The sequence below is a fragment of the Haliea salexigens DSM 19537 genome, from assembly GCF_000423125.1.
Classification (GTDB): Bacteria; Pseudomonadota; Gammaproteobacteria; order Pseudomonadales; family Halieaceae; genus Haliea; species Haliea salexigens.
In genome coordinates this window covers 284,815-306,841 of sequence record NZ_AUHJ01000001.1, presented here as the reverse complement: position 1 = coordinate 306,841, position 22,027 = coordinate 284,815, and the positions used below count along the sequence as shown (strand labels likewise).

The following is a 22,027-nucleotide window of genomic DNA, read 5'->3' as shown; positions in this document are numbered from 1 at the left end:
TACGTGGTCATCGCAGAGCATCTGGGGCAGTACCCTGTTACGCTGATGTGCCGGGCTCTGATGGTATCGCGCTCAGGGTTCTATAAGTGGCACAAGCGTAAACCCTGTGCTCGACAGCTGCGACGCGAACAGATCGAAGGTAAGGTGGTTGAGCTGTTTGCCGAGTACAAGGCTCGATACGGGGCACCCAGGCTGACGCATGAACTGAAGGATGCAGGACTGCCGTGTTCGAAGAACTTTGTGGCTAATATCATGCGCTATCGCGGTATTCGGGCACGAAACGGTAAAGGCTTCCACTACCGTCCGGCCAGCCCAACGATGATCAATGTGGAAGAGAACCGCCTGCGGCGCCGCTTTCACGCAGAAGCGCCTAATGAAAAATGGGTAACGGATATCACCTATATCTGGGTTAAAGGGAGCTGGGCTTATTTGGCCACAGTAATGGACCTCTATTCCCGAACCATCGTTTGCTGGAAGCTGGATACAACCATGACGGAGAAACTGGTTTTGGATACGCTCACCATGGCCCTCTCGCGTCGAGAGGTTAAGCCTGGGCTGATCATCCACTCTGACCGAGGAGTCCAGTTTCGCTCGGTGAAATATCTCGATCTGCTCAGATCAAGTGGCTGCCTGCCCAGCATGAGCCGGCAGGGGAACTGCTGGGACAATGCGGTGATGGAGTCTTTCTACAGCCGACTTAAGGTAGAGCTGATCTACGCTGAACAATACGCGTCGATGGAAGAAGTCCGATCCGGTCTCTTCGAGTACATTGAGATATTTTATAATCGGAAACGACGGCACTCTGCTATCGGCAATATCAGTCCGGCAGAGTTTGAGCGAAAATGCGCGTAGCAGTGTCTACTTTTTGTGGGTAGGACCAATGGCCCAAGAGATGGTCGTGGAATCACTTGAAGATTTGAGGAAAAGTATCGATAACATCGATAACGCGATTGTGGCTATGTTAGCTGAGCGCTTCAAGGTCACGAATCGGGTTGGGTATCTCAAAGCCAGCCATGGACTTCCTGCCAAAGACGGGGATCGTGAGGCGTTGCAGCATGCCCGAATTCAAGAGTTGTCGCGGCAGTATGGTCTCGATCCGGAGCTGGCTTCTTGCGTTCTTGATCAGGTTATCTCAAAGGTTGTCGTAAACCATGAACAAATCGCCAAGGCCATTTAACAAGCAGCGGCAATGCGCGGCCCGCGGCCGCCAGACTCGCCACTACGTGGCTCGCCGCTGCGCCGAGCGTTATGCCGCGCGAGCGTTGACATACCAAATATGATATATATACTGTTTGTGGTATGTGGTCGATATTTGAACATCGCCAATTGGACAAACAACTGGCCAAGACCCCGGTGGATCTCCAGAAGCGCTACGAAAAGTGGAAAGATATCGTCGAGATATCCGGCCCTGCTGGGCTAAAGCTCGTACGGGGCTTTCGAGATGAAGCGCTTCGGGGCGAATGGAATGGTTACCGGTCCTCTCGTCTTAATCAACAGTACCGCGTGATTTATCAGGTCGAAGGAGATCGATTGAACGTATATGTAGTCGAGGTCACACCGCACGACTACAGGAGGAAGTCATAATGAGTGAGTTTCGTAAAGCCAAGCCCCGAATTCAGGTATCTCCCGGGGAATCTGTTCGCATTATGCGTGAGTTACAAGAACTCAGCCAAAATCAACTTGCAGAAGTAGCCGGCATTCCACAGTCCACAATATCCGCTATTGAAAGAGAGCGAGTAAATCTTGGTGTGGAGCGTGCCAAGGTGCTCGCCAGAGCTCTGAAGTGCCATCCGGCTGTGCTTGTATTTCCAGGCTGGGATGCTAGTGCTGAGTCCGCAGCATAACAAATCAAGCAAGAGGGACGCGCTACAGCGCGCCTCTTCTTGAGGCGTTATTTTTTAAGGAGCCTTAATGCAAGCGGCGACGATTAAAATATTTTTAGTTCATGGACGCCCGAACGGACTAAGGACTGCGGAGCTTTCGAACTGGTCGGGTAAAGCTATCGCTGCGCCTCGCACCGAAATTTCTGACTTATTAAAGCGAGAGGAGCTAGCAAGCTCCGGGTTCTACTTTCTGACAGGTGTAGATCCAGAAAGTGGAGATGATGCTCTGTACATTGGGGAGGCCGAAAACGTGGCGTCCCGGCTAAAGGGGCATGCAAGCAAGGATTTCTGGAACTCAGTAACAGTGTTTGTTTCTAAAGATGAAAATCTGACCAAAGCACACATACGATATGTGGAGGGAGCACTAATTCAGAAAGCTCTAGCGAATGGCTCGATTGCATTAATGAACTCAGCAAGCAGTGGTTCCAAATTGCCGGAATCCGATGCTGCTGAAATGGATGTATTCTTGGAAAAGTGTTTGCAACTGCTTCCCGTTCTCGGCGTAAAGTACTTCGAGTCTCCTTCTGAGAAAACGAAAAGCGATGATGAGTTGCTTTACTGTAGTATAAAAGGTTTAACAGCTACAGGAAAACGCACATCCAATGGATTTGTCGTTTTTGCTGGCTCTCAGGCCGTGCTAGAGCATAGGCCGTCTTCGAGAAGGATGAAGAAGAAACGAGAGGAACTGATTGAAAAGGCAGCTCTTGAGCCCAAACATGATCATTTAGTGTTTTCTAAAGATATTGAATTTGGCTCACCAAGCACTGCCGGCAGTGTAGTGAGGGGCGGTAATACCAATGGTTTAACTAGCTGGAAGAATGCCGCTGGAAGGAATTTGAAAGAAATCGAAGAAGACGAAACATAACAAGCAGGGCAATAAAGGTCTTGGCTAAACCCACGCCCATTAATAGGGGCGTTTGTGTGCTACTTGTGGTAGTTCGCAAGCTCAAGAGCAACAAAATTCAAAAAGCTTGTGCATTACATTTGCACACGCAGGTATTCCTATGAGTAGATCGATAGGCATTATAGCTCTTTTTTTGTGCGTGTTCGGGCATAGCGCCTACGCAACAACGATCAGAGCAATGACCGCAGAAGAGCTTGTTCCAATATCGGAGTTTGTTGGAAGAATTGAAATTGTCCGCGGCGAACGACTCCTCTTAGAAGAGCATGGAGAACGCATAGATTGTGGCTACAAGCCTGTGGCTGATGTTGTAGAGGCACTTAAAGGAAATGAAGCTCAGAAAGTGTTCGTTTCGGAGTCACCCTTGGAGCTCGGGTCCGACTATTTGGTTTACCTATCTTCCGTGAGCCTCGGTGCGCCTGTAGTTATGTCTACGAACTGGCTTATGATTGATGCGCTGGAAGAGGAAAGGAATGAACGCGCTATGTGTATGGAGAGCTTTCCTTTTCCGCGATCCCCAGTACTCACGTCAAGCAAATTCGAAACGTATTTGTACGTCTATGATAGAGGCTATGATGAGCTTGAATGGTGGATTAGAAGCTCCGAGTCTCTTTCAGACCACTCGGACGAAATTGATGCAATCTATGTTGTGGCGGAAACCGTCGGGATGGAAAGAAACGGTGTCACAACCATCATGGCAGATTCAGAGTTCGTGAAGAGAGGCTCGGCCATATTTGAGGGTGAAGTCGCGGAGTATCCTTTAATACTTTTGGATGAAGGATTAATGAAATGGGCCGATGTGAAAGCAGTATTGCTCAGGTTGATCGCTGAAGCAGAACAACGGGAGTGGCGCTGAGTTGCGCTGGAGTATTCTTGTCCTATTTATTGGGTGAGGATCACGGGTTTTCCACTGCGCTACAAACCAGCCGCAAATGCGAGCGTTAGGCACATAGTCAGGAGAGCCCGTGAACTTAAACCAAGTCACCGTACCCGTGCGGGATATGGACGAAGCGACGCTGTTCTATAGGAAACTGGGGTTCACGCAAATCGTCTATACACCTCACTATGCTCGCTTCGAATGTCCAGATGGCGGCGCGACCTTTTCGCTGACACTAGACCCCAGTGATTATACGAACGGCGCTGTAATTTACTTTGAACATCGCAATCTAGACGAGTGGGTTGTAGCACTAAAGGAAAAAGGTATACGTTTTGATCAAGATCCTGCTGATCAAAAGTATCTCTGGCGAGAAGCGGTGCTCAAAGATCCCTCAGGCAACAAAATCAAGTTGTACTGGGCGGGTGAAAACCGGGTCAATCCACCCTGGCGGGCCGAGATTAATGACTAGCCAAACAGTGTTTTTCCCAAGTGCCGAACTCTGGTGCCAGTCGCTACCTGGCAGACCGCTGACACCTCGGTTGCCATTGCGCGTCCGTGCTGTGTAACGAACATAGGCAGATTTACGTGTGTTTTTGAGTACCCAAGAGCTTGTAGAGGGTTTGCCTTCCATCCTGCAGTCACCACGGCTGGAAGGGACGGTAGAACTGATCGTAAGAAGACCCGAGGTCGGTGGAAGAGAGGAAGTGTCTGAAGGCGAGCTGAGCCTAGAGCTGGGCTTGATGGGCGACAACTGGTCGGCGAGGGGCTACAAGAAAACAGCCGATGGGTCAGCCCACCCTGACGTGCAGATCAATCTGATGAATGCCAGAGTCATCTCGCTCATTGCTCGGTCCAGGTCGCGGTGGAAGCTGGCCGGTGACCAGTTCTATGTAGATCTGGATCTCAGTAAAGAGAATCTACCACCGGGCACAAAGTTGAAAATTGGGGACGCCGTTATCGAGATAACCGCCGAGCCACATCTCGGTTGCAAAAAGTTCATTGAGCGTTTCGGCAGGGACGCCGCGTTGTTTGTGAACTCTGAACGGGGGAAACAGCTGAATTTACGGGGAGTCAATGCCAAAGTGATAAAGGCCGGGAGCGTCGGTGTGGGCGACGTGATTGGCAAGTTGGCAGCAGAATAAGCAATTCTGCTGCCGCAAAAACGCACGTAGTCTCAAATGCACCACTATTACATGGAACCCAACTGAATGAAAAATGGCCTGAGATTTGGGCGTGCTTTCTTGCTCACGTTTAGCGCACTATTCACCGGTGCATGTGATCAACTGTTCACTGACCCGCCTTTTGACTCAGACGGCAAGCTTACCAGCGCCGAGCTGCACTACTTTCTGGGGGGGATGAAAGAAGCGACAAACATCAGTGAGAAGATTGAAACTTGCATCAAGACGGAGGCTGAACGTCGCGCGGACATCGCTGGCGACCCGGAAACCCTCAAGCCTGAATCGTTGTCGTTGCCAGAGGAAAATTGGGTGCCTTTAGATAAATCGGACAAACGGCTAATTCTGGCCCAGCTTGTCGTGACCGAGGCCAGCGTGTTCTGCACTACAGGACGAGAAATGTGAGCGTGTAGAAACAGGAAAAACCGGGAGGAACGTCAAGCATGGAGAAAGTTGCCACTGGTTTGCTGGTGCTTGCAGGCATCATCCATCTCTTGGCCGTCTCTGGCGTCCAGGGTGTTGAGCGCCTTGCTTCCTTAACGTTATGTATTTAGGAGAGTAATTGCGTGGCAATAATTGTTGCGGGAAAATTAACGTTAAAGCCTGGCACGCGGGATGAGTTTATCCAGAAAGCCCGTGAAGCTATCTCGCAGGCAAGAGAGCTCGATGCTTGCGAAGATTTTTCTGTGTCGGCAGATCCTATTGATGCTAACAGGGTGAATGTTTTCGAGAAGTGGAATGCACGTCGCCCGTTGGATGAGTTCAAAAGCTCAGGGCCCGATAATGATTCATTTTCGCTGGTAGAGGCGTTTGATGTACATGAATATGAGATCAATACCTAAAAATTCAATCAATTTCGCGTTCTCAGGGTCGGACGCAGTCAAGCTGCGTCGGTTTTTGCTGCTTTAGGCGGCACAGGAGACTACATCGTGCGCATCGACGTCCGTCAGGATGACCTCTCGTCTGCGGAGGTTCACGAGCTGATCACCGAGCATCTTTCCGGCATGCGCAGCAATTCCCCGCCGGGCCACGTGAATGCACTCGCCATCAAAGACCTTCAATCGCCGGGCGTCACCTTCTGGACGGCGTGGGTAAGTGGAACTCTAGCCGGGTGCGGAGCATTGAAAGAACTGGACCCGCTCACCGGCGAAGTCAAATCGATGCGTACACGCTCGGTGCTTCAGCGTAGCGGTGTCGGGCAAGCCATCCTTGACGAGATCGTTCGCACGGCTCGCCAGCGAGGCTATTCACGTATTTTTCTTGAAACGGGCACTGGCCCGGCCTTCGAACCCGCCCATGGGCTCTATTTGCGCAATGGCTTCGAGTGGGCGGACTCGTTCGGAGAATACACCGCCACAGAGTTCAATGTGTTCATGGCCAGGGTTCTCGTCTAAACGGGATGTAGCCTGACCACCGGTTCCAGCCGCGGCCTTGCGACGCGAGGTCGAAGCGCAATCCGGACGCCAGACGTTCAATCAATCTTGCTCGGAGTAAAGTCACTTGATTACGCTGTTCGGAAACCTTGAATCCGGGAATGTGCATAAGGTTCAACTCATTCTCAAGTTTTGTGAGAAGCAGTTCACTCGCGTAGATGTCAGTCAAGTTCGCAGCGAAACGAGTCAACCCGGCTTTTTGAGCATTAATCCGATCGGGAAGATTCCCGCCATTATTACTGAGAGCGGCGATGTCTTATCGGAATCGAATGCCATCCTGTACTATTTCGGTAGCGACACATCACTCTGGCCTGCAGGTCGTCGTAATCAGGCCGAAGTCCTTCGCTGGATGTTCTTTGAGCAATATAGCCACGAACCAACGTTGTCCGTTATACGATATCTAAAGAATTTCACCGAACATCCTGACCAGCATTCGGAGCAAATAAAACTATTAACGCCCAAGGCAGAACGGGCACTTGATACGCTTGAGAATCGGTTAGGTAAGAGTGCCTGGGTCGCGGCTTCCACATGTACGATTGCGGACTATGCGCTGTACCCCTATACAAAATTAGCCAATGAAGCTGGCTTTGAATTACGCGGATATCCAGCAATTGAAAGTTGGCTGGGACATTTGGAGAGCCAGCCACGCTTTATTCCACTGAATGAAGAAGGTGCTGTTCATGTGGCAACGTTCGAAGAATATTTTGATAAACCTGTCTGACGCCTAATGTTTTGATAGTGTGGTGATTCGGCGCTGCAGCGCTATCGGCATGTGGCGCAAACAGGCAGATGAGGGGTAAAGCTATGGACTTTACCAGTAAACGAACTGTTCAAATTACGTCCGGTTTGCTGTTGGCGCTGGTGGCTACACAGGTACTTTATACTCTGCTCCACGTGGCTGAGGTTAGCGTTCCACGGCAACTGTTATGGGGGATGGAATGTCTTCTTTTCACCCTGCTCGCAGCCTTTGCCGGAGCCGCGATGGTGCAGGCGAAGCATTATCACGTGGGTTGGTCTGCCATTGTCTTCAGCGCACTGCTCAACGTAGTGCAAGTGAGCATAGGTCTCACCCTGTTCGGACCATTTCGTGAGGCTGCGGGGCAGCTCGAGGCACTTGGCCCGTTGGCCGGCGCAATTGTGGCCTTGTCCTTCGTGATTTATTACGCAGCAAAACTCCTGCTGGGTTTTGCAGCACTCGTTTTTGGCATCGCAAAGATGACCGGTGGTGCTAAAGCCCTGGGAGGGCTGACTGCGCTGGTGGGTGTTGTCGCCATGATCGCGAATGCGATCTTGATTGTGTTTGGTCGTGAGGCTTTTTTACCCTCCGCTGCTGCTGGAGGCTCGGGCGTGCTCGCAACCTTGCTTCTGGCGTTTTGTTTGATGCGTGTTGAGCGCGAAGGCTAGGCGGTTTCGGGGCTTGATATGAAAGCAGCATTTCCACCCAGAAAACATCATGCACCCAGCGGTATTTCGGATCGATTTGCCCTCGTTTTCACCAGGTTTCTCCGTTTTTTCGCAGACATGTTCTTTGCAAAGCGGTACGGGCATCGCGCGGTGGTATTGGAAACCATTGCGGGAGTGCCAGGCATGGTGGCAGGAACCCTCAGGCATTTGCGCGCCCTGCGCAGGATGGAGAGCGATAAGGGATGGATTCAGACGTTATTGAATGAGGCGGAAAACGAGAGGATGCACCTGATGACGTTCGTTGAAATAGCGAAACCGTCGCGGTTCGAACGCTTTCTCATCCTGATGGCTCAGGGGATCTTCTATAATTTCTACTTCATCGTCTATCTCTGCTCTCCGCGAACTGCCCACCGTATTGTCGGATACTTCGAGGAAGAAGCTGTTTTCAGCTATACGGAGTACCTCGCTGATATCGACAGTGGCCTTTGCGAAAACGTCGCAGCGCCGGAAATCGCCATTGAGTACTGGGATTTGCCGCCTGATGCTCGCTTGCGAGACGTGGTTCTGGCGGTACGAGATGATGAAGCGCATCATCGAGACGTCAATCATCACTTCTCTGATGACCTGTCGTGAGGCGTTCTACACAATTGCTGAAGCGAGGGATGCGGCCATGAGAGCAAGTTGTTTGTGTGGTGGTGTCAAGTTCGAAATTGAAGGTGAGTTCGTGTACGCGGGTTACTGCCACTGCAATGAGTGCCAGAAATTTTCCGGCTCAGCGAACTCGGTGTTCGGCGGGTTGAAAAAAGAGCAACTAACCGTAGTGCAGGGTAGGGAGTTGATGAGCTACTACGTCAAGTACCCCGGCTCTCACGTTGCCTTTTGCAGCCGCTGTGGCTCCTGTTTGTTGAACGAGAAAGTCGACTGGGATACCACGAACATTCGATTGGGGCTGCTGGACGATGCGACGGCGAAGGAACCGGATTTTCATGTGTATGTCGGGTCCAAAGCGCCCTGGCATCATTGGCAGGATGATCTGCCCAAGTTTGATGAGCTGCCGGACGGGTAGTGCAGTGGCGTTCCTGGTCGGAGTGAGGTGTTTTTATGCACAGGGTCGTGATCTTCGGCAATTCGGGCTCGGGCAAGTCAACCCTCGCCATGGCGCGGTCTGCCAGTTTGGGGTGCCCGTTGCTGGACCTCGATACCATCGCCTGGGAGGCCGGCGCCGAGACACCGACACGGCGTTCCCCGGAAGCGAGTCGCAGCGCTATTCATGACTTTGTCCACTCGGCGGAGAGTTGGGTGATTGAAGGCTGCTACGCGGACCTGCTGGAACTGGCCATACCTCACGCCACTGAAATTGTGTTTCTCAACCCGGGTACGAAAACTTGTATTGAGAATGCGAGGCAACGCCCCTGGGAGCCCCACAAATATGCCTCGCCTGCGGCGCAGGATGCCAATCTGGCGATGCTCATCGCGTGGATCAGGGACTACGAACAGCGGGTGGATGAATTCTCATACACAGCGCATCGAAGGCTCTTCGACGGCTTTCAGCGCCGGAAGCGGGAGTTGCAATCCAATGCACGGCAGACTGGCTGACAGCGTTTTCGACCTGTGAACCTGGCCTGAGAGCGCAGGCACCATTTAAACATCACGGAACAGCGCTAGAATGCGGGCAGGATACGAGAGGAAAAGGGACATGACCGCCACACCCGCCCACCACAAACTCACTCGCGCGCAGTTGGAGGCGCACTGGATGCCCTACACGGGCAACCGCCAGTTCAAGCGCGATCCGCGCATGATCGTGGCCGCCGACGGTGTGCATTTCATCGACGATAGCGGCCGCCGGGTGCTCGATGGCCTGTCTGGCCTGTGGTGCAGCGGCGCAGGGCACAACCGCCCGGAAATTGCCGAGGCGGTTCAGCGGCAGTTACTCACGCTGGATTACGCGCCTGCCTTCCAGTACGGGCACCCGAAAGCGTTTGAACTGGCCAACCGGGTGAAGTCCCTCACTCCGCAGGGGCTGGATTATGTGTTCTTTACCAACTCCGGCTCGGAAGCCGCCGACACCGCGCTGAAGATGGCCCGTGCTTACTGGCGTCTGAAAGGGCAGCCCGCCAAAACACGCCTGATCGGGAGGGCGAAGGGCTATCACGGGGTCAACTTTGGTGGCATTTCTGTGGGGGGCATCGGCCCCAACCGCAAGCTGTTTGGGCCTGCGGTCGAGGCAGACCACCTGGCTCACACGCTGTCGCCGGGCACGGCGTTCAGCCGCGGTATGCCAAGCCAGGGCGCGGAACTGGCGAATGAGCTGCTGGAGCTGATTGCCCTGCACGATGCCAGCAATATCGCGGCCGTGATCGTTGAACCAATGGCCGGTTCTGCCGGCGTGATCCCGCCACCGGTGGGCTACCTGCAGCGGCTGCGGGAACTGTGCAGTGCACACGATATCCTGCTGATTTTCGACGAGGTGATTACCGGTTTCGGCCGCTGCGGCGCAATGACCGGTGCCGATGCCTTTGGTGTGGTCCCCGACATCATGAACGTGGCCAAGCAGCTCACCAACGGCGCCATTCCCATGGGAGCGGTGATTGCGAAAGGTGATATCTACGATACCTTCATGGCCCAGGGCGGGCCGGACTACATGCTCGAGTTCCCCCACGGTTACACCTACTCGGGCCACCCGGTCGCCTGCGCCGCCGCGCTGGCTGCGCTGGATATCCTGGAGCAGGAGCAGCTGCCGCAGCGTGTGGCGCGCATGGCGCCTTATTTCGAGGCCGCCCTGCACCAGCTGCAGGGCGCTCCCCATGTGGTGGATATTCGCAACTACGGTTTTGCCGGCGCGCTGCAGCTGGCGCATTACCCCGGTGAACCGGCGCGGCGTCCTTTCGAGGTCGCCATGCGCATGTGGGAAAAAGGGTTTTATGTGCGCTACGGGGCCGACACGGTGCAATTGGGTCTGCCCTTTGTGATTGAAGAGGCCCAGATCGACAGTTTGCTGGACGCGCTGGGCGACACTCTGCGCGAGTTGGCCTAGCGCGACCGCGCATTTGCCTGCCGTGCCGGACCTCAACCTGTGGCAACTCACCCTGACCGCCGCGGCAGTCAGCCTGCCCACCTTCGGGTGGGTGATGCTGGGCCTGGTACTGCGCCTGCTGGGCTGGCTGCAACCGCGCCATGTGCAGGCCATCTCGAAGTTCGCCTTCAATGCGGCGCTGCCCTTGCTGCTGTTCATCAGCGCCGCCGGCGTGGATTTTGCCGCCATGGGCGGTGCCACTTACCTGCTCGCGGGGGTGCTGGCAACGGTGCTCACTCTCTGCCTCAGCTGGATCTATGCCCGCTGGCGGGGCTTTGCGCCGGCAACGCTGGGCGTGTTTGTGCAGGCGGGCTTTCGTTCCAACCTGGCGATACTCGGCTTCGCGCTCTGTCATGCAGCCTACGGCGAGCAGGGCCTGAGCCTTGCGGCATTGCCGGTCGCGGTGATGACGGCGCTCTACAATGCACTGGCGGTTTGGGTGCTGCAGGTCACACACGGAGGCAGCCGCTCTCTTGGCGGGCTGCTGGTTGGACTGGTGCGCAACCCGCTGCTGCTGGGCATTGGCGCAGGCATGTTATATGCCGTATGCGGCATACCCCTGCCGGGTTTTACACCCGTTGTCAGTCAGCTGTTGTCGCAGGGCTTCTTGCCGCTGGTGCTGGTGAGCATCGGCGCGGCCATGCGCCTTTCCCTGCTGCGCAGTGCCGGCTCGGTGACGTGGGAAGCGGCGGGTTGGCGACTGCTCGTGGGCCCTGCCATTGGGGTCGTGCTGGCGGTCTCACTGGGCGTTGCGCCCATGCAACTGGGGGTGCTGTTCCTGTTGCTGAGCTCGCCGGTCGCCGCAGCAAGCTTTGTGATGGTCGTGGCGGCACGAGGAGATGGCACGCTGGCGTCCAACATGATTGTGCTGACCACCTTGCTGTCGATCGTGTCTGTTACCGCGGGCTTTGCCCTGCTGGTGATCTCCGGGCTGGCGGCTGTTCCGGTCTGACCCGCGGTGGCGGTGGGGGTATACTGGGGTTTTGGTTTGGGGGAAAGGCTGTGACAAGTGCAACGAGGCCGCTGGAAGGGCTGCGCGTGATAGAACTGGGCCAGTTGCTGGCAGGGCCCTTCGCCTGCACCATTCTCGCCTATTTTGGCGCCGAGGTGATCAAGGTGGAGGCGCCGACGGGCGACCCTATTCGCGGCTGGCGCGTGGTACAGGACGGCACCTCGCTGTGGTACCGCAGCCTGGGCCGCAACAAGAAAAGCGTTACCCTCGACCTGAAAAGCGCGCGTGGCCGGGCGCTGGTGTTGCAGCTGCTCGACAGTGCCGACGTGCTGGTGGAAAACTTCCGTCCCGGTGCCATGGAGGACTGGGGCCTGGGCCCCGACGTGGTCAAGGCGCGTAATCCGCGCTTGGTATATGCGAGAATTTCGGGCTACGGCCAGACGGGCCCCTACGCCAGCAAACCGGGTTATGCATCGGTGACCGAGGCCTTCGGGGGCTTTCGCTATATCAACGGCGAGCCCGGCAAGGCGCCGGTGCGGCCCAATATCAGCCTGGGTGATACCGTTGCGGGGTTGCACGCGGCGTTGGGCATCACGCTGGCGCTGTTGCAGCGTGCGAAGCCGGGTGGAGAAGGGCAGGTCGTCGATGTTGCTCTCTATGAGTCCGTTTTCAACCTGCTGGAAGGAATGATTCCCGAGTACGATGGCGCCGGTGTGGTGCGCGAACCGGCCGGGACGACCGTCACGGGTATCGTGCCCACCAACACCTATCACTGCGACGATGGCAAGTACGTGGTGATCGGCGGCAATGGCGATGCCATTTTCAAGCGTTTGATGACGGTGGCGGGGCGCTCGGATATGGCGGCGGACCCCGAGCTCGCGGACAACGCAGGCCGTGTGCGGCACGAGGCGGAGATCGACAAGGCACTGGGCCTGTGGTGTGGCCAGCACGCCTCGACGCACGTCATCAATGTGTTGGAGGAGGCGCGCGTGCCGGTGGGGCCGATCTACTCGGTAGCCGACATGCTTGCGGACCCGCAATATCAGGCGCGGGGCTTGTTCGAGCAGGTGGAGATAGACGGCAAGCCGTTGAAAATTCCTGCCGTTATGCCCCGCCTGGACGCGACACCCGGGCGCACCGAGTGGCCGGGGGGAGACCTCGGCAGCCACAACCGTGAAGTGCTACAGGGCCTACTGGGGCTGGAGGACGACGAGCTGGTGCAGCTTGCCGCTGAGGGCGTGATTGCCCCCGGCTGAAGCACTGCCCGGCTCAGCTCGCTCGCCGCAGCGCCTCGTTTCGCGGGTTGCTGAATACCAGGCTGCCGTCATCCAGCGGTGCCACGGGCAGGGTCTTGCGGTCGCGATGGTAGTCCTGTGAATTCTGCCAGGGGTCGTGGTCGCCTTGCTTGGGCAACAGGTCAACCACGCGTTCGATGTAACCCGCATTGAAATCATCCACCCAGGGCCGCGCCGCCATGCCCCGGTCGCTCGCCCTGAGTGTGGGTGTGACCTGGCTGGCGCCGCGGCGCGCCATGTCGTTCAGCAAACGGCAGACGAAGCGGGCGGTGAGGTCGGCGCGCAAAGTCCAGGAGGCATTGATGTAGCCGAACGTGTTGGCCATATTGGGCACGCCGGAAAACAGCATGCCGCGCCAGCTCCAGGTGGCGCCAAAGTCCACCGCTTCACCATCGACCTCAAACTCGATTCCGCCCATGACCACGAGTTGCAGGCCGGTCGCGGTGACGATGATGTCCGCCTGCAGTTCCTCGCCGGACTGCAGGCGAATGCCGGTTGCCGTGAAGCTGTCGATGTGATCTGTCACGACGTCCGCCCGGCCACCGCGCAGCGCGGTGTAGAGGTCGCCATCCGGCACCAGGCAAAGGCGCTGGTCCCAGGGGTTGTAGGCAGGCGTGAAGTGTTTTTCGATATCAAAGTCTGGCCCCAGCGCTTTGCGCAGCATGCCCAGCAGGTGCGCCTTCACCTGTTCCGGCTGGCTGCGGCTCTTGTTGTACACCCACTGCTGCAGCTTCGTGTTCTTCCAGCGGGTGATGGCATAGGCCCAGCGGTCGGGCAGGCAGCGGCGCAGCAGGTTGGCCAGCCAATCGCGGTTGGGGCGTGACACCACATAGGTCGGGGAGCGCTGCAGCATGGTGACATGGGCGGCGTCCTTTGCCAGCGCCGGTACCAGCGTCATGGCGGTGGCACCGGAGCCGATAATCACCACACGTTTATCCCGGTAGTCGAGATCCTGCGGCCAGTGCTGGGGGTGTACCACGGTGCCTTGGTAGTGGGTTTGCCCGGGGACCTCGGGCGCGTGTCCCTGGGCATAGTTGAAGTAGCCGGAGCACAACAAGAGGAACTGGCAGCTGAAGTGCTCTTCGCGGGTTTCCCCGTGTTCGTCAGCAACGGCGACGTCCAGCGTCCAGCGCGCCGTCTCGCTGCTGAAGCGGGCGCGCAGCACTTTGTGTTGGAAGTGTATGCGTTCGCGCACACTGTACTCGTCTGCCGTGCTGTTGATGTATTCCAGAATCGACGCGCCGTCGGCAATCGCGCGCTCGTGAATCCACGGTTTGAAGTCGTAGCCCAGCGTGTGCATGTCGCTGTCGGAGCGGATGCCGGGGTAGCGAAACAGGTCCCAGGTGCCGCCGATGCGCGGTCGGCTCTCGAGCAGAGTGACACGCTTGCCGGGGCAGAGGGTTTGCAGGTGCACGGCGGCGCCGATGCCGGATAAACCGGCACCGACGATAATGACATCCGTGTGCCGGACGTTCTCCGCGTCGCTCACCAGCGCTCAGGCCCGACCGAGGATAGAACGGGCGACCAGTTCTCGCATGATCTCCGAGGAGCCTCCGTAAATGCGCTGGATGCGCGCATCAGTGTAAAAGCGCGAGATGGGGTACTCCACGGTGTAGCCATAACCGCCGAACAGCTGCAGGCATTCGTCGATGGTGTCGCACTGCATTTCACAGGACGCGAGTTTCAGCATCGCCGCCTTGTCGGCAGTTAACTCACCGCGGCTGTATTCGTCTGCGCACTGTTCATACAGGGCGCGGTTGAGGGCGATCTCGGTGCGCACATCGGCCAGTTTGAAACGGGTATTCTGGAAACTGCCGATGGCCTGGCCGAAGGCCTTGCGCTCCAGCACATAGTCCACGGTCAGCGCCAGTGCCCCTTCGGCGGCGGCGACGGCCTGCGCGGCGATCCCCAGCCGCTCCCGTGGCAGTTCTTCCATCATGATGGCGAAGCCCTTGTTTTCCTGGCCGAGCAGCGCGTTGGCGGGCAGGCGCATGTCCTGGAAGAACAGCAGGGCGGTATCCGATGCGTGCTGGCCGATTTTCTCGATTTTCTTGCCGCGCTCAAAGCCGGGCAGGGCGGTGTCCACCAGGAACAACGAGGTGCCCTTGGCGCCTTTGCCGGGGTCGGTGATGGCCGCGACAATCACCAGGTCGGCGTGCATACCGTTGGTGATGAAGATCTTGGAGCCGTTGAGAATCCACTCGTCGCCGTCACGCACCGCGTTGGTGCGAATGCCCTGTACATCGGAGCCGGCACCCGGCTCGGTCATCGCCAGCGCGCCCACGGCATCGCCGCTGACCATTTTCGGCAGCCACTGTTGCTTCTGTTCTTCCGTGCCGTGGCGCGCCAGGTAGGGCGCCACGATATTCGAATGGATGCCAAACCCGGAGGCAAAGCCGCCGAAACCCATGCGCGACAGCTCTTCAATCAGCATCAGGGTCACATGGGGCGTGGTGCCGGCGCCGCCGTAGGCTTCGTCCATATCGGCGCAGAGCAGGCCTGCGGCGCCCAGGGTACGCCACAGCTCGCGTGGCACCATGTGTTCTTCTTCCCATTGCTCGTAGTGGGGTGAGATTTCCTGTTCAAAGGCGCGACGCGCCATGTCGCGGAACAGGGTCAGTTCATCACTTTGCATTGTGTGTACTCCAATTCGGGATTGGGGCAATGATAACCCCCTGGGGTAGTGGCCGACCACCGATCGGGTGCTACACTACGGCGCAACCATAATCAGCAATGGAGAGTACCATGCGCGAATATCTGCAGTTTTATATCAACGGTGAGTGGGTCGACCCGGTAACGCCGAAGGTCCACGATGTGATAAACCCGGCTGATGAGTCCGTGTGTGCGCACATATCCCTGGGCAGTGAGGCGGACGTGGATCGCGCCGTTGCGGCAGCCCGTAAGGCGTTTGACACCTGGGGCTACAGCACCCGGGAGGAACGCATTGCCGTGCTCGAGTCCTGCGTGGCAACCTATGAGAAGTACTACAACGACATGGCCGATGCGATCCGCGAAGAGATGGGTGCGCCCAAATCGCTGGCGGTCTCTGCACAGGCACATGCCGGGCTAGGTCACCTGCAGGAAGCCCTGCGCGTGCTGCGTGAGTTCGATTTCGAGGAAGACCTCGGCGAGCACCGTCTGTTCAAGGAGCCGATTGGTGTCTGCGGCCTGATTACGCCCTGGAACTGGCCGGTCAACCAGATTGGCTGCAAGGTGGCACCCGCACTGGCGGTGGGTTGCACGATGATCCTCAAGCCTTCCGAGGTGGCGCCGCTTTCAGGTTACCTGTTTGCGAAGATCATGCACGAGGCGGGCGTTCCCGCGGGCGTGTTCAACCTGGTGAATGGCGACGGCCCCACGGTGGGCGCTGCGCTGTCACGCCACCCCGGCGTGGACATGATGTCCTTCACCGGCTCAACCCGCGCCGGTTCCCTGGTGGCGCAGAACGCCGCGCCCACGGTCAAGCGGGTAACCCAGGAGCTGGGTGGCAAGTCGCCGAATATCCTGCTGGACGATGTGGATATGAAAACCGCGGTTACCCGCGGCCTGCTGCACATGTTCACCAATACCGGGCAGTCCTGTAACGCGCCATCGCGCATGCTGGTGCCCCGCGCGCAGCTGGCAGAAGCCGAAGCCATTGCGGCTGAAGTCAGCGCGAGCGTGGTGGTGGGCGACCCGGCCAATGAGGCGACCACCATGGGGCCTGTGGTGTCCGAGCTGCAGTTCAACAAGATTCAGGGCCTGATCGAGAAGGGCATCGCCGAGGGCGCCAAGCTGGTCTGTGGCGGCCCCGGCCTGCCGGAGGGCATCGACAAGGGCTATTTCGTGCGCCCGACCGTGTTCTCGGACGTCAACAACGACATGACAATCGCCCGCGAGGAGATTTTTGGTCCCGTGCTGGTAATGATTCCCTACGACACCGAAGAGGAAGCCATTGCCATAGCCAACGATACGCCCTACGGCCTGGCCGGCTATGTACAGAGCGGCGATATTGCCCATGCCCGTCGCGTCGCCTCGCGTATTCGCGCCGGTAATGTGCATCTCAATGGCGCCAGCGGCGGCTACAATGTACCGTTTGGCGGTTACAAGCAGTCCGGCAACGGCCGCGAATGGGGCGCCCATGGCTTCACCGATTTCCTCGAGATCAAGGCAGTAGAGGGCTTCGGCGGCTGAAATGGCAGCGTTCATTCTGGCGATTGACCAGGGGACGACCGGTACCACCGTCGCGTTGATGGACGCGGCGGGCCAGCTGCGCGCCAGCGTCAATATCGAGTTCCCCCAGCACTATCCGCAACCGGGCTGGGTGGAACACGATGCGGCGGATATCTGGTCTTCGGTGCAGCGCGGTATTCGCAGTGTGCTGCGCAAACGTGTGTGCAAGCCGGCGGATATCGTCGGCATCGGCATAACCAACCAGCGTGAAACCTCGCTGCTGTGGAACCGTGACAATGGCGAGGCGCTCAACCGCGCCATCGTCTGGCAGTGCCGGCGCACCACCGACTTCTGTGAAACGCTGAAGGCTGGCGGACATGAAGCGCAGGTAAAACGCAAGTCGGGCCTGGTGCTCGACCCATACTTCTCGGCCAGCAAGTTCCGCTGGCTGCTGCGCAATACCTCGGGCATCGCCCGCAAACTGCGCGCCGGGCGCGTAGCGGCAGGCACCATCGACAGCTATTTGATCTGGCAGCTCAGCGGCGGTGCGGTGCACGCCACCGATGTGTCCAATGCCTCGCGCACGTCGCTGATGAATCTGCAGCGTCTGAGCTGGGACAAGGAGCTCATGGCGCTGTTTGAAGTACCCGAAGGTATCCTGCCCGAGATTGTGCCATCCAGCGGCGTGATCGCGCACACGCGCGACGTGCCGGGCCTGCCGGACGGCATTCCCATTGCCGGCGTGGCCGGCGATCAACAGGCGGCCCTGTTCGGGCAGGCCTGCTTCAGTGCCGGCGATGCCAAATGCACGTTTGGCACCGGCTCTTTCATTCTGATGAATACCGGTTCTGAATTGCTGCAGTCGCGCTCCGGCCTGCTGACCACCGCCGCCTGGCAGCTGGGCAACGCTGACCCGGTGTACGCCCTGGAGGGCGGTGCGTTTGTGTGCGGCGCCGCGGTGCAGTGGCTGCGTGACGGCCTTGGCCTCATTCGGCGCTCTTCCGAGGTGGAAGCGCTGGCGACATCCGTTGAAGACAGCGGCGGTGTAGAGTTTGTGCCCGCACTGACCGGGCTGGGTGCACCCCATTGGGCACCGGACGCACGCGGTCTCCTCACGGGCCTCACCCGCGGTAGCGGTCGCGGCCACATCGCGCGCGCTACCCTGGATGCGATGGCCCTGCAGAACGCCGACATCCTGCTGGCCATGGAGCGCGACCTGGGCAAACGCATGCGGCCCCTGCGGGTGGATGGTGGTGCGGCCGCCAATAACCTGCTGATGCAGATTCAGGCGGACGTGTTGGGCCGCAAACTGATTCGGCCGCAGATGATCGAAACCACCGTGGCGGGTGCCTGCTATCTGGCGGGGCTGGGGGTCGGCCTGTGGGCCGGGCCTGCGGACCTGCGCAAGATCTGGTCAGTGCAGCAGGAGTTCACGGTGCGCCTGTCTGCCTCGGCCCGTCGGCGCCGGCATGCCTCGTGGCAGGCAGCGCTCGCCCGCGCGCTGCTCTAGGGGCAGGCCGTGGCTGATATCCTCACCTTCCGCAAACCGTCATTGAAGGAAAAGCACAAGGGCAACACACTGTGCCGTCACGGTCACCACAAATGGGCGGTGGACAAAGCCAAGCAGTTTGATGTCAAACAGGGCCGGCTGGTGACCGTGTATTGCTGTACCCGCTGCGGTGAGCGTAAAGTGAAGGCACTGTAGCAACTTCAGGTAAGCGCCATGACCCAGATGATCTACCCCACCACCAATCTCAAAGCCACCGAGCAACTGGTGATTGAGCGCGGCGAAGGCGTATACGTCTACGACAACCGCGGCCAGCAGTATCTGGAGGGTATGAGCGGCCTTTGGTGTACCTCCCTCGGCTACGGCAACGAGGAGGTGGTCGAGGCGGCGGCGCAGCAGATGCGCACCTTGTCCTACTCACATCTGTTCGGTGGCAAGACGCACCCGGCTGCCATGAAACTCGCAGATACCCTGGCGGACATGGTGCCGGTGAACAACGCGCGCGTGTTCCTCGGCAATTCAGGCTCGGATGCCAACGATACGCTGGTCAAACTGCTGCGCTATCATTTCAACGCCGTTGGCCGTCCGGAAAAATTCAAGATCATTGCCCGCGAACGCGCCTATCACGGGGTGACGGTCGCAGCGGCTTCCCTCACCGGGCTGGTGCCGAATCACACGCATTTCAGCCTGCCGTTTGATGCGCTGGGTGTGCTGCGCACAGGTGCGCCACATTTCTACCGCGACGGATTGCCCGGAGAAACCGAGGAACAGTTCGCCACACGCCGTGCGCAGGAGCTGGAAGCCCTCATTCAGGCCGAGGGGCCGGAAACCATCGCGGCCTTTATCGCCGAGCCGGTGAACGGTGCGGGTGGCGTGATTGTGCCGCCACCCGGTTATTTCGAGAAAGTGCAGGCGGTGCTGCGCAAGTACGACATCCTGTTCTGGGACGACGAAGTGATTTGTGGTTTTGGCCGCACGGGCGCCGACTTTGGTGCCACCACCTACGGTATTCAGCCGCAGCTGATGTCGCTGGCGAAGGCGCTGTCATCAGCCTATTTACCGGTCAGCGCCGCCATCGTCACGGGTGATATCTACGAGTCCCTGGTGGAGCCCAGTGCGGCTGTCGGTATATTCGGCCACGGCTATACCTACGGCGGCCATCCGGTCGCCTGTGCCGTGGCCTCCAAAGTGCTGGAAATCTACGAGCGCGACCAGCTGTTTGCCCGTGCCGCCGACACCGGCCGCTATTTCCAGCAGCAGCTGCAGCGCTTCGTCGACCATCCGCTGGTGGGCGAGGTGCGCGGCGTGGGCATGATTGCTGCCCTCGAGCTGGTGGCCAACAAATCTACGCGGGAAGCCTTCCACGGCAATGCCATAGGCGGCCACTGCGCCTTGCGTGCCCAGGAGCACGGGCTGATTGTGCGTGCCATGGGCGGCAACAGCATTGCCCTGTGCCCGCCACTGGTGATTACGCACCAGCAGGTCGATGAGCTGGTGGCCAAGCTGGGCAAGGCGCTGGACGACACGCTGCGGTACGCCAGTGATGAGAAGCTCCTCTCGCAGGATTGAATCCGGGGCCGAGAGGGGCCCGTCAATCATGTCCCGCATCGGGTGAACATTCGATAACTCAAGGCTATTGGCTGCATGACTCCAAGTGTCTGCGCGTCTTTATTTCAGTCTCTATAATCTGGCTTGAAACCGAGAGACGAAAAGGACGTGCAGCATGTCGACAATAAGAACCCAACGTGGAGCACGGGCGTTGCTTGCGTTTTTGATCTGTATTCTTCCGACACTGGCAGTTGCCAAGTCGCCGAACATTCTGGTGATCTGGGGCGACGATATCGGCATCACCAATCTGAGCGCTTACAGTGACGGATTGATGGGCTACACAACGCCGAATATTGATCGCATTGCGCGCGACGGTATCCGCTTTACCGATTATTACGGCGAACAGAGCTGTACCGCAGGGCGTTCGGCCTTCATCACTGGCCAGAGTCCTATCAGAACCGGCCTCACCAAGGTCGGCATGCCCGGCGCTGATATCGGTTTGCAGCCGGAGGATGTCACGCTTGCTGCACTGCTCAAGGATCGTGGCTATGCCACGGGCCAGTTCGGCAAGAATCACCTGGGCGACAAAGATGCGTTTTTGCCGACAAACCACGGCTTCGACGAGTTCATGGGGAACCTGTATCACCTGAATGCGGAGGAAGAACCCGAGCACCCCGATTATCCGACGGACCCTGAATTCCGCGAGCGGTTTACGCCGCGCGGTGTAATCCACAGCCACGCTGATGGCCGCATAGAAGACAGCGGCCCGCTGACGCGCAAGCGTATGGAAACGGTGGATGAAGAATTCCTCGCGGCAGCGACGGACTTCATCGGTCGTTCCACGCGCCAGGAGAAGCCGTTCTTTGTCTGGTTCAATACAACGCGCATGCACTTTTACACCCACATTACCGATGCCGAGCGTGGCCTCTCCGGGCAAGGCTTTTACAATGATGCGATGGTGGCTCACGACGCCCTGATTGGTCGCTTGCTTGACCAGTTGGATGAACTCGGTGTCAGCGACGATACCATCGTCGTGTATTCCACGGATAATGGCCCCCACTACAATACGTGGCCAGACGGCGCGATTACGCCGTTCCGCGGCGAGAAGAATACCAACTGGGAGGGCGGTTACCGAGTGCCCGCCATGGTGCGTTGGCCGGGCCGTATTCCCTCTGGAAAAGTGTCCAACGAGATCATGTCCCACATGGACTGGCTACCCACCCTGGCGGCCGCAGCGGGCGCCCCGGACGTTGTTGAAGGATTGCAGCGCGGCATGCGAGTAAATGGTCAGGACTATCGTGTGCACCTTGATGGCTTCAACTTTTTACCCTATCTGACGGGTGAGACGCCAGCGGGTCCGCGGGAGAGCTTTATCTACTGGAGTGACGATGGACAGCTGACCGGCATGCGTATTGGCGACTGGAAAGTGGTGTTCGCCGAGCAGCGAGCCGCCCGCTTCGACGTATGGCGCGATCCGTTCGTGCCCCTGCGAATTCCCAAGTTGTTCAACCTGCGTCGTGACCCTTTTGAGCGGGCCGACACCGATTCCAACGCCTACAACGAGTGGTGGGGACGCATTGCCGGGCCCTTCATTTCACTTTCGAGAATGCATTTGTCGCGGTTTCTCGCCACGCTGGAAGAATTCCCCCCGCGTCAGCGTCCCGCTTCTTTTACTGTAGATCAGGTGCTCGAGGCTGCCTTCGACGACCGGCAGTAACAGCGCCGGGAGCGTATACGCAATGGCTCCGGGCTGTCATCGGGACGGGGCTTGCGCGGTCGGAGAGTTCGCGGCTTCCGGTTATGCATCCGATAACAATTAGTCATTTC

Annotated in this window: 26 protein-coding genes; 24 read left to right on the top strand and 2 right to left on the bottom strand. The window is 58.1% G+C overall.

Annotated features, from left to right (window positions below):
• Positions 1-3: 3 nt before the first annotated feature.
• The 19 genes from G533_RS0101460 (at position 4) to G533_RS0101365 (ending at position 12,954) form a co-directional block, all read left to right on the top strand.
• The gene (locus G533_RS0101460) at positions 4-852 is read left to right on the top strand and encodes an IS3 family transposase (protein ID WP_240472336.1); all 849 of its coding nucleotides are present in this window, start codon (positions 4-6) and stop codon (positions 850-852) included.
• A gap of 46 nt (positions 853-898) precedes the next feature.
• Complete coding sequence (locus tag G533_RS0101455; RefSeq protein WP_144079749.1) at positions 899-1,177, top strand: chorismate mutase; 279 nt, start codon at positions 899-901, stop codon at positions 1,175-1,177.
• 122 nt (positions 1,178-1,299) lie between these two features.
• Complete coding sequence (locus G533_RS25295; protein ID WP_027948422.1) at positions 1,300-1,584, top strand: type II toxin-antitoxin system RelE/ParE family toxin; 285 nt, start codon at positions 1,300-1,302, stop codon at positions 1,582-1,584.
• On the top strand, positions 1,584-1,844 hold the full coding sequence (locus G533_RS23780) for a helix-turn-helix transcriptional regulator (RefSeq protein WP_027948421.1): 261 nt from the start codon (positions 1,584-1,586) through the stop codon (positions 1,842-1,844). Before G533_RS25295 ends, G533_RS23780 begins: the two co-directional genes overlap by 1 nt.
• A 67-nt stretch (positions 1,845-1,911) precedes the next feature.
• Positions 1,912-2,748 carry a GIY-YIG nuclease family protein gene (locus G533_RS0101440; protein WP_027948420.1) on the top strand — a complete coding sequence of 279 codons (837 nt, stop codon included), beginning with the start codon at positions 1,912-1,914 and terminating at the stop codon, positions 2,746-2,748.
• Between the two features lie 139 nt (positions 2,749-2,887).
• Positions 2,888-3,640 (top strand): hypothetical protein, encoded by a 753-nt coding sequence (locus G533_RS0101435; protein ID WP_027948419.1) that lies wholly within the window; start codon positions 2,888-2,890, stop codon positions 3,638-3,640.
• Positions 3,641-3,749: 109 nt separating this feature from the next.
• Positions 3,750-4,130 (top strand): VOC family protein, encoded by a 381-nt coding sequence (locus tag G533_RS0101430; RefSeq protein ID WP_027948418.1) that lies wholly within the window; start codon positions 3,750-3,752, stop codon positions 4,128-4,130.
• Between the two features lie 118 nt (positions 4,131-4,248).
• Complete coding sequence (locus G533_RS0101425; RefSeq protein WP_027948417.1) at positions 4,249-4,803, top strand: MOSC domain-containing protein; 555 nt, start codon at positions 4,249-4,251, stop codon at positions 4,801-4,803.
• A gap of 66 nt (positions 4,804-4,869) precedes the next feature.
• On the top strand, positions 4,870-5,241 hold the full coding sequence (locus G533_RS0101420) for a hypothetical protein (RefSeq protein WP_027948416.1): 372 nt from the start codon (positions 4,870-4,872) through the stop codon (positions 5,239-5,241).
• A 161-nt stretch (positions 5,242-5,402) separates the two neighbouring features.
• Positions 5,403-5,678 (top strand): putative quinol monooxygenase, encoded by a 276-nt coding sequence (locus tag G533_RS0101410; protein WP_027948415.1) that lies wholly within the window; start codon positions 5,403-5,405, stop codon positions 5,676-5,678.
• Positions 5,679-5,765: 87 nt separating this feature from the next.
• Complete coding sequence (locus tag G533_RS0101405; RefSeq protein WP_051229864.1) at positions 5,766-6,230, top strand: GNAT family N-acetyltransferase; 465 nt, start codon at positions 5,766-5,768, stop codon at positions 6,228-6,230.
• A gap of 106 nt (positions 6,231-6,336) precedes the next feature.
• The gene (locus tag G533_RS20080) at positions 6,337-6,990 is read left to right on the top strand and encodes a glutathione S-transferase family protein (protein WP_051229863.1); all 654 of its coding nucleotides are present in this window, start codon (positions 6,337-6,339) and stop codon (positions 6,988-6,990) included.
• Between the two features lie 83 nt (positions 6,991-7,073).
• Entirely contained in the window at positions 7,074-7,673 is a 600-nt protein-coding gene (locus G533_RS0101395) for a hypothetical protein (protein WP_027948413.1), read from the top strand.
• A gap of 18 nt (positions 7,674-7,691) precedes the next feature.
• Positions 7,692-8,306: an alternative oxidase gene (locus tag G533_RS0101390; protein WP_027948412.1), complete on the top strand. Its 615-nt coding sequence runs from the start codon at positions 7,692-7,694 to the stop codon at positions 8,304-8,306.
• Positions 8,251-8,739, top strand: a complete 489-nt coding sequence (locus G533_RS0101385; protein WP_240472335.1) for a GFA family protein — start codon at positions 8,251-8,253, stop codon at positions 8,737-8,739. The genes G533_RS0101390 and G533_RS0101385 overlap by 56 nt, the downstream gene beginning before the upstream one ends.
• Before the next feature lie 35 nt (positions 8,740-8,774).
• Positions 8,775-9,269: a P-loop NTPase family protein gene (locus tag G533_RS0101380; RefSeq protein WP_027948410.1), complete on the top strand. Its 495-nt coding sequence runs from the start codon at positions 8,775-8,777 to the stop codon at positions 9,267-9,269.
• Between the two features lie 100 nt (positions 9,270-9,369).
• Positions 9,370-10,707: an omega-aminotransferase AptA gene (aptA, locus tag G533_RS0101375; protein ID WP_027948409.1), complete on the top strand. Its 1,338-nt coding sequence runs from the start codon at positions 9,370-9,372 to the stop codon at positions 10,705-10,707.
• A gap of 22 nt (positions 10,708-10,729) precedes the next feature.
• The gene (locus G533_RS0101370; protein ID WP_035525831.1) at positions 10,730-11,698 is read left to right on the top strand and encodes an AEC family transporter; all 969 of its coding nucleotides are present in this window, start codon (positions 10,730-10,732) and stop codon (positions 11,696-11,698) included.
• 50 nt (positions 11,699-11,748) lie between these two features.
• Positions 11,749-12,954, top strand: coding sequence for a CaiB/BaiF CoA transferase family protein (locus G533_RS0101365; protein ID WP_084638732.1), 1,206 nt, complete (start codon positions 11,749-11,751; stop codon positions 12,952-12,954).
• Positions 12,955-12,967: 13 nt separating this feature from the next.
• On the opposite strand, the gene G533_RS0101360 is transcribed toward G533_RS0101365, so the two are convergent.
• Together G533_RS0101360 and G533_RS0101355 are read right to left on the bottom strand one after the other, a co-directional pair.
• On the bottom strand, positions 12,968-14,482 hold the full coding sequence (locus tag G533_RS0101360; RefSeq protein WP_035525828.1) for a flavin-containing monooxygenase: 1,515 nt from the start codon (positions 14,480-14,482) through the stop codon (positions 12,968-12,970).
• A gap of 6 nt (positions 14,483-14,488) precedes the next feature.
• Positions 14,489-15,628, bottom strand: a complete 1,140-nt coding sequence (locus G533_RS0101355) for an acyl-CoA dehydrogenase family protein (protein WP_027948405.1) — start codon at positions 15,626-15,628, stop codon at positions 14,489-14,491.
• Positions 15,629-15,738: 110 nt separating this feature from the next.
• On the opposite strand from G533_RS0101355, the gene G533_RS0101350 reads away from it, so the two are divergent.
• From G533_RS0101350 to G533_RS0101330, 5 genes are all read left to right on the top strand, one after another.
• A complete protein-coding gene (locus tag G533_RS0101350; RefSeq protein ID WP_027948404.1) occupies positions 15,739-17,166 on the top strand; it encodes an aldehyde dehydrogenase family protein in 1,428 nt (475 codons plus the stop codon).
• A 1-nt stretch (position 17,167) separates the two neighbouring features.
• On the top strand, positions 17,168-18,655 hold the full coding sequence (glpK, locus tag G533_RS0101345; protein WP_027948403.1) for a glycerol kinase GlpK: 1,488 nt from the start codon (positions 17,168-17,170) through the stop codon (positions 18,653-18,655).
• 9 nt (positions 18,656-18,664) lie between these two features.
• Positions 18,665-18,850, top strand: coding sequence for a hypothetical protein (locus tag G533_RS0101340; RefSeq protein WP_027948402.1), 186 nt, complete (start codon positions 18,665-18,667; stop codon positions 18,848-18,850).
• Between the two features lie 18 nt (positions 18,851-18,868).
• Positions 18,869-20,221: an aminotransferase gene (locus G533_RS0101335; protein WP_027948401.1), complete on the top strand. Its 1,353-nt coding sequence runs from the start codon at positions 18,869-18,871 to the stop codon at positions 20,219-20,221.
• Between the two features lie 154 nt (positions 20,222-20,375).
• On the top strand, positions 20,376-21,917 hold the full coding sequence (locus G533_RS0101330) for an arylsulfatase (protein WP_035525825.1): 1,542 nt from the start codon (positions 20,376-20,378) through the stop codon (positions 21,915-21,917).
• Positions 21,918-22,027 lie beyond the last annotated feature (110 nt).

What these genes read in the sequence shown, in the direction of transcription:
- G533_RS25295 (WP_027948422.1), top strand. Translation starts at nt 1,300, where the DNA reads ATGTGGTCGATATTTGAACATCGCCAATTGGACAAACAACTGGCCAAG.
- G533_RS23780 (WP_027948421.1), top strand. Translation starts at nt 1,584, where the DNA reads ATGAGTGAGTTTCGTAAAGCCAAGCCCCGAATTCAGGTATCTCCCGGG.
- G533_RS0101440 (WP_027948420.1), top strand. Translation starts at nt 1,912, where the DNA reads ATGCAAGCGGCGACGATTAAAATATTTTTAGTTCATGGACGCCCGAAC.
- G533_RS0101435 (WP_027948419.1), top strand. Translation starts at nt 2,888, where the DNA reads ATGAGTAGATCGATAGGCATTATAGCTCTTTTTTTGTGCGTGTTCGGG.
- G533_RS0101420 (WP_027948416.1), top strand. Translation starts at nt 4,870, where the DNA reads ATGAAAAATGGCCTGAGATTTGGGCGTGCTTTCTTGCTCACGTTTAGC.
- G533_RS0101395 (WP_027948413.1), top strand. Translation starts at nt 7,074, where the DNA reads ATGGACTTTACCAGTAAACGAACTGTTCAAATTACGTCCGGTTTGCTG.
- G533_RS0101390 (WP_027948412.1), top strand. Translation starts at nt 7,692, where the DNA reads ATGAAAGCAGCATTTCCACCCAGAAAACATCATGCACCCAGCGGTATT.
- G533_RS0101385 (WP_240472335.1), top strand. Translation starts at nt 8,251, where the DNA reads ATGATGAAGCGCATCATCGAGACGTCAATCATCACTTCTCTGATGACC.
- G533_RS0101380 (WP_027948410.1), top strand. Translation starts at nt 8,775, where the DNA reads ATGCACAGGGTCGTGATCTTCGGCAATTCGGGCTCGGGCAAGTCAACC.
- aptA (WP_027948409.1), top strand. Translation starts at nt 9,370, where the DNA reads ATGACCGCCACACCCGCCCACCACAAACTCACTCGCGCGCAGTTGGAG.
- G533_RS0101355 (WP_027948405.1), bottom strand. Translation starts at nt 15,628, where the DNA reads ATGCAAAGTGATGAACTGACCCTGTTCCGCGACATGGCGCGTCGCGCC.
- G533_RS0101350 (WP_027948404.1), top strand. Translation starts at nt 15,739, where the DNA reads ATGCGCGAATATCTGCAGTTTTATATCAACGGTGAGTGGGTCGACCCG.
- glpK (WP_027948403.1), top strand. Translation starts at nt 17,168, where the DNA reads ATGGCAGCGTTCATTCTGGCGATTGACCAGGGGACGACCGGTACCACC.
- G533_RS0101335 (WP_027948401.1), top strand. Translation starts at nt 18,869, where the DNA reads ATGACCCAGATGATCTACCCCACCACCAATCTCAAAGCCACCGAGCAA.
- G533_RS0101330 (WP_035525825.1), top strand. Translation starts at nt 20,376, where the DNA reads ATGTCGACAATAAGAACCCAACGTGGAGCACGGGCGTTGCTTGCGTTT.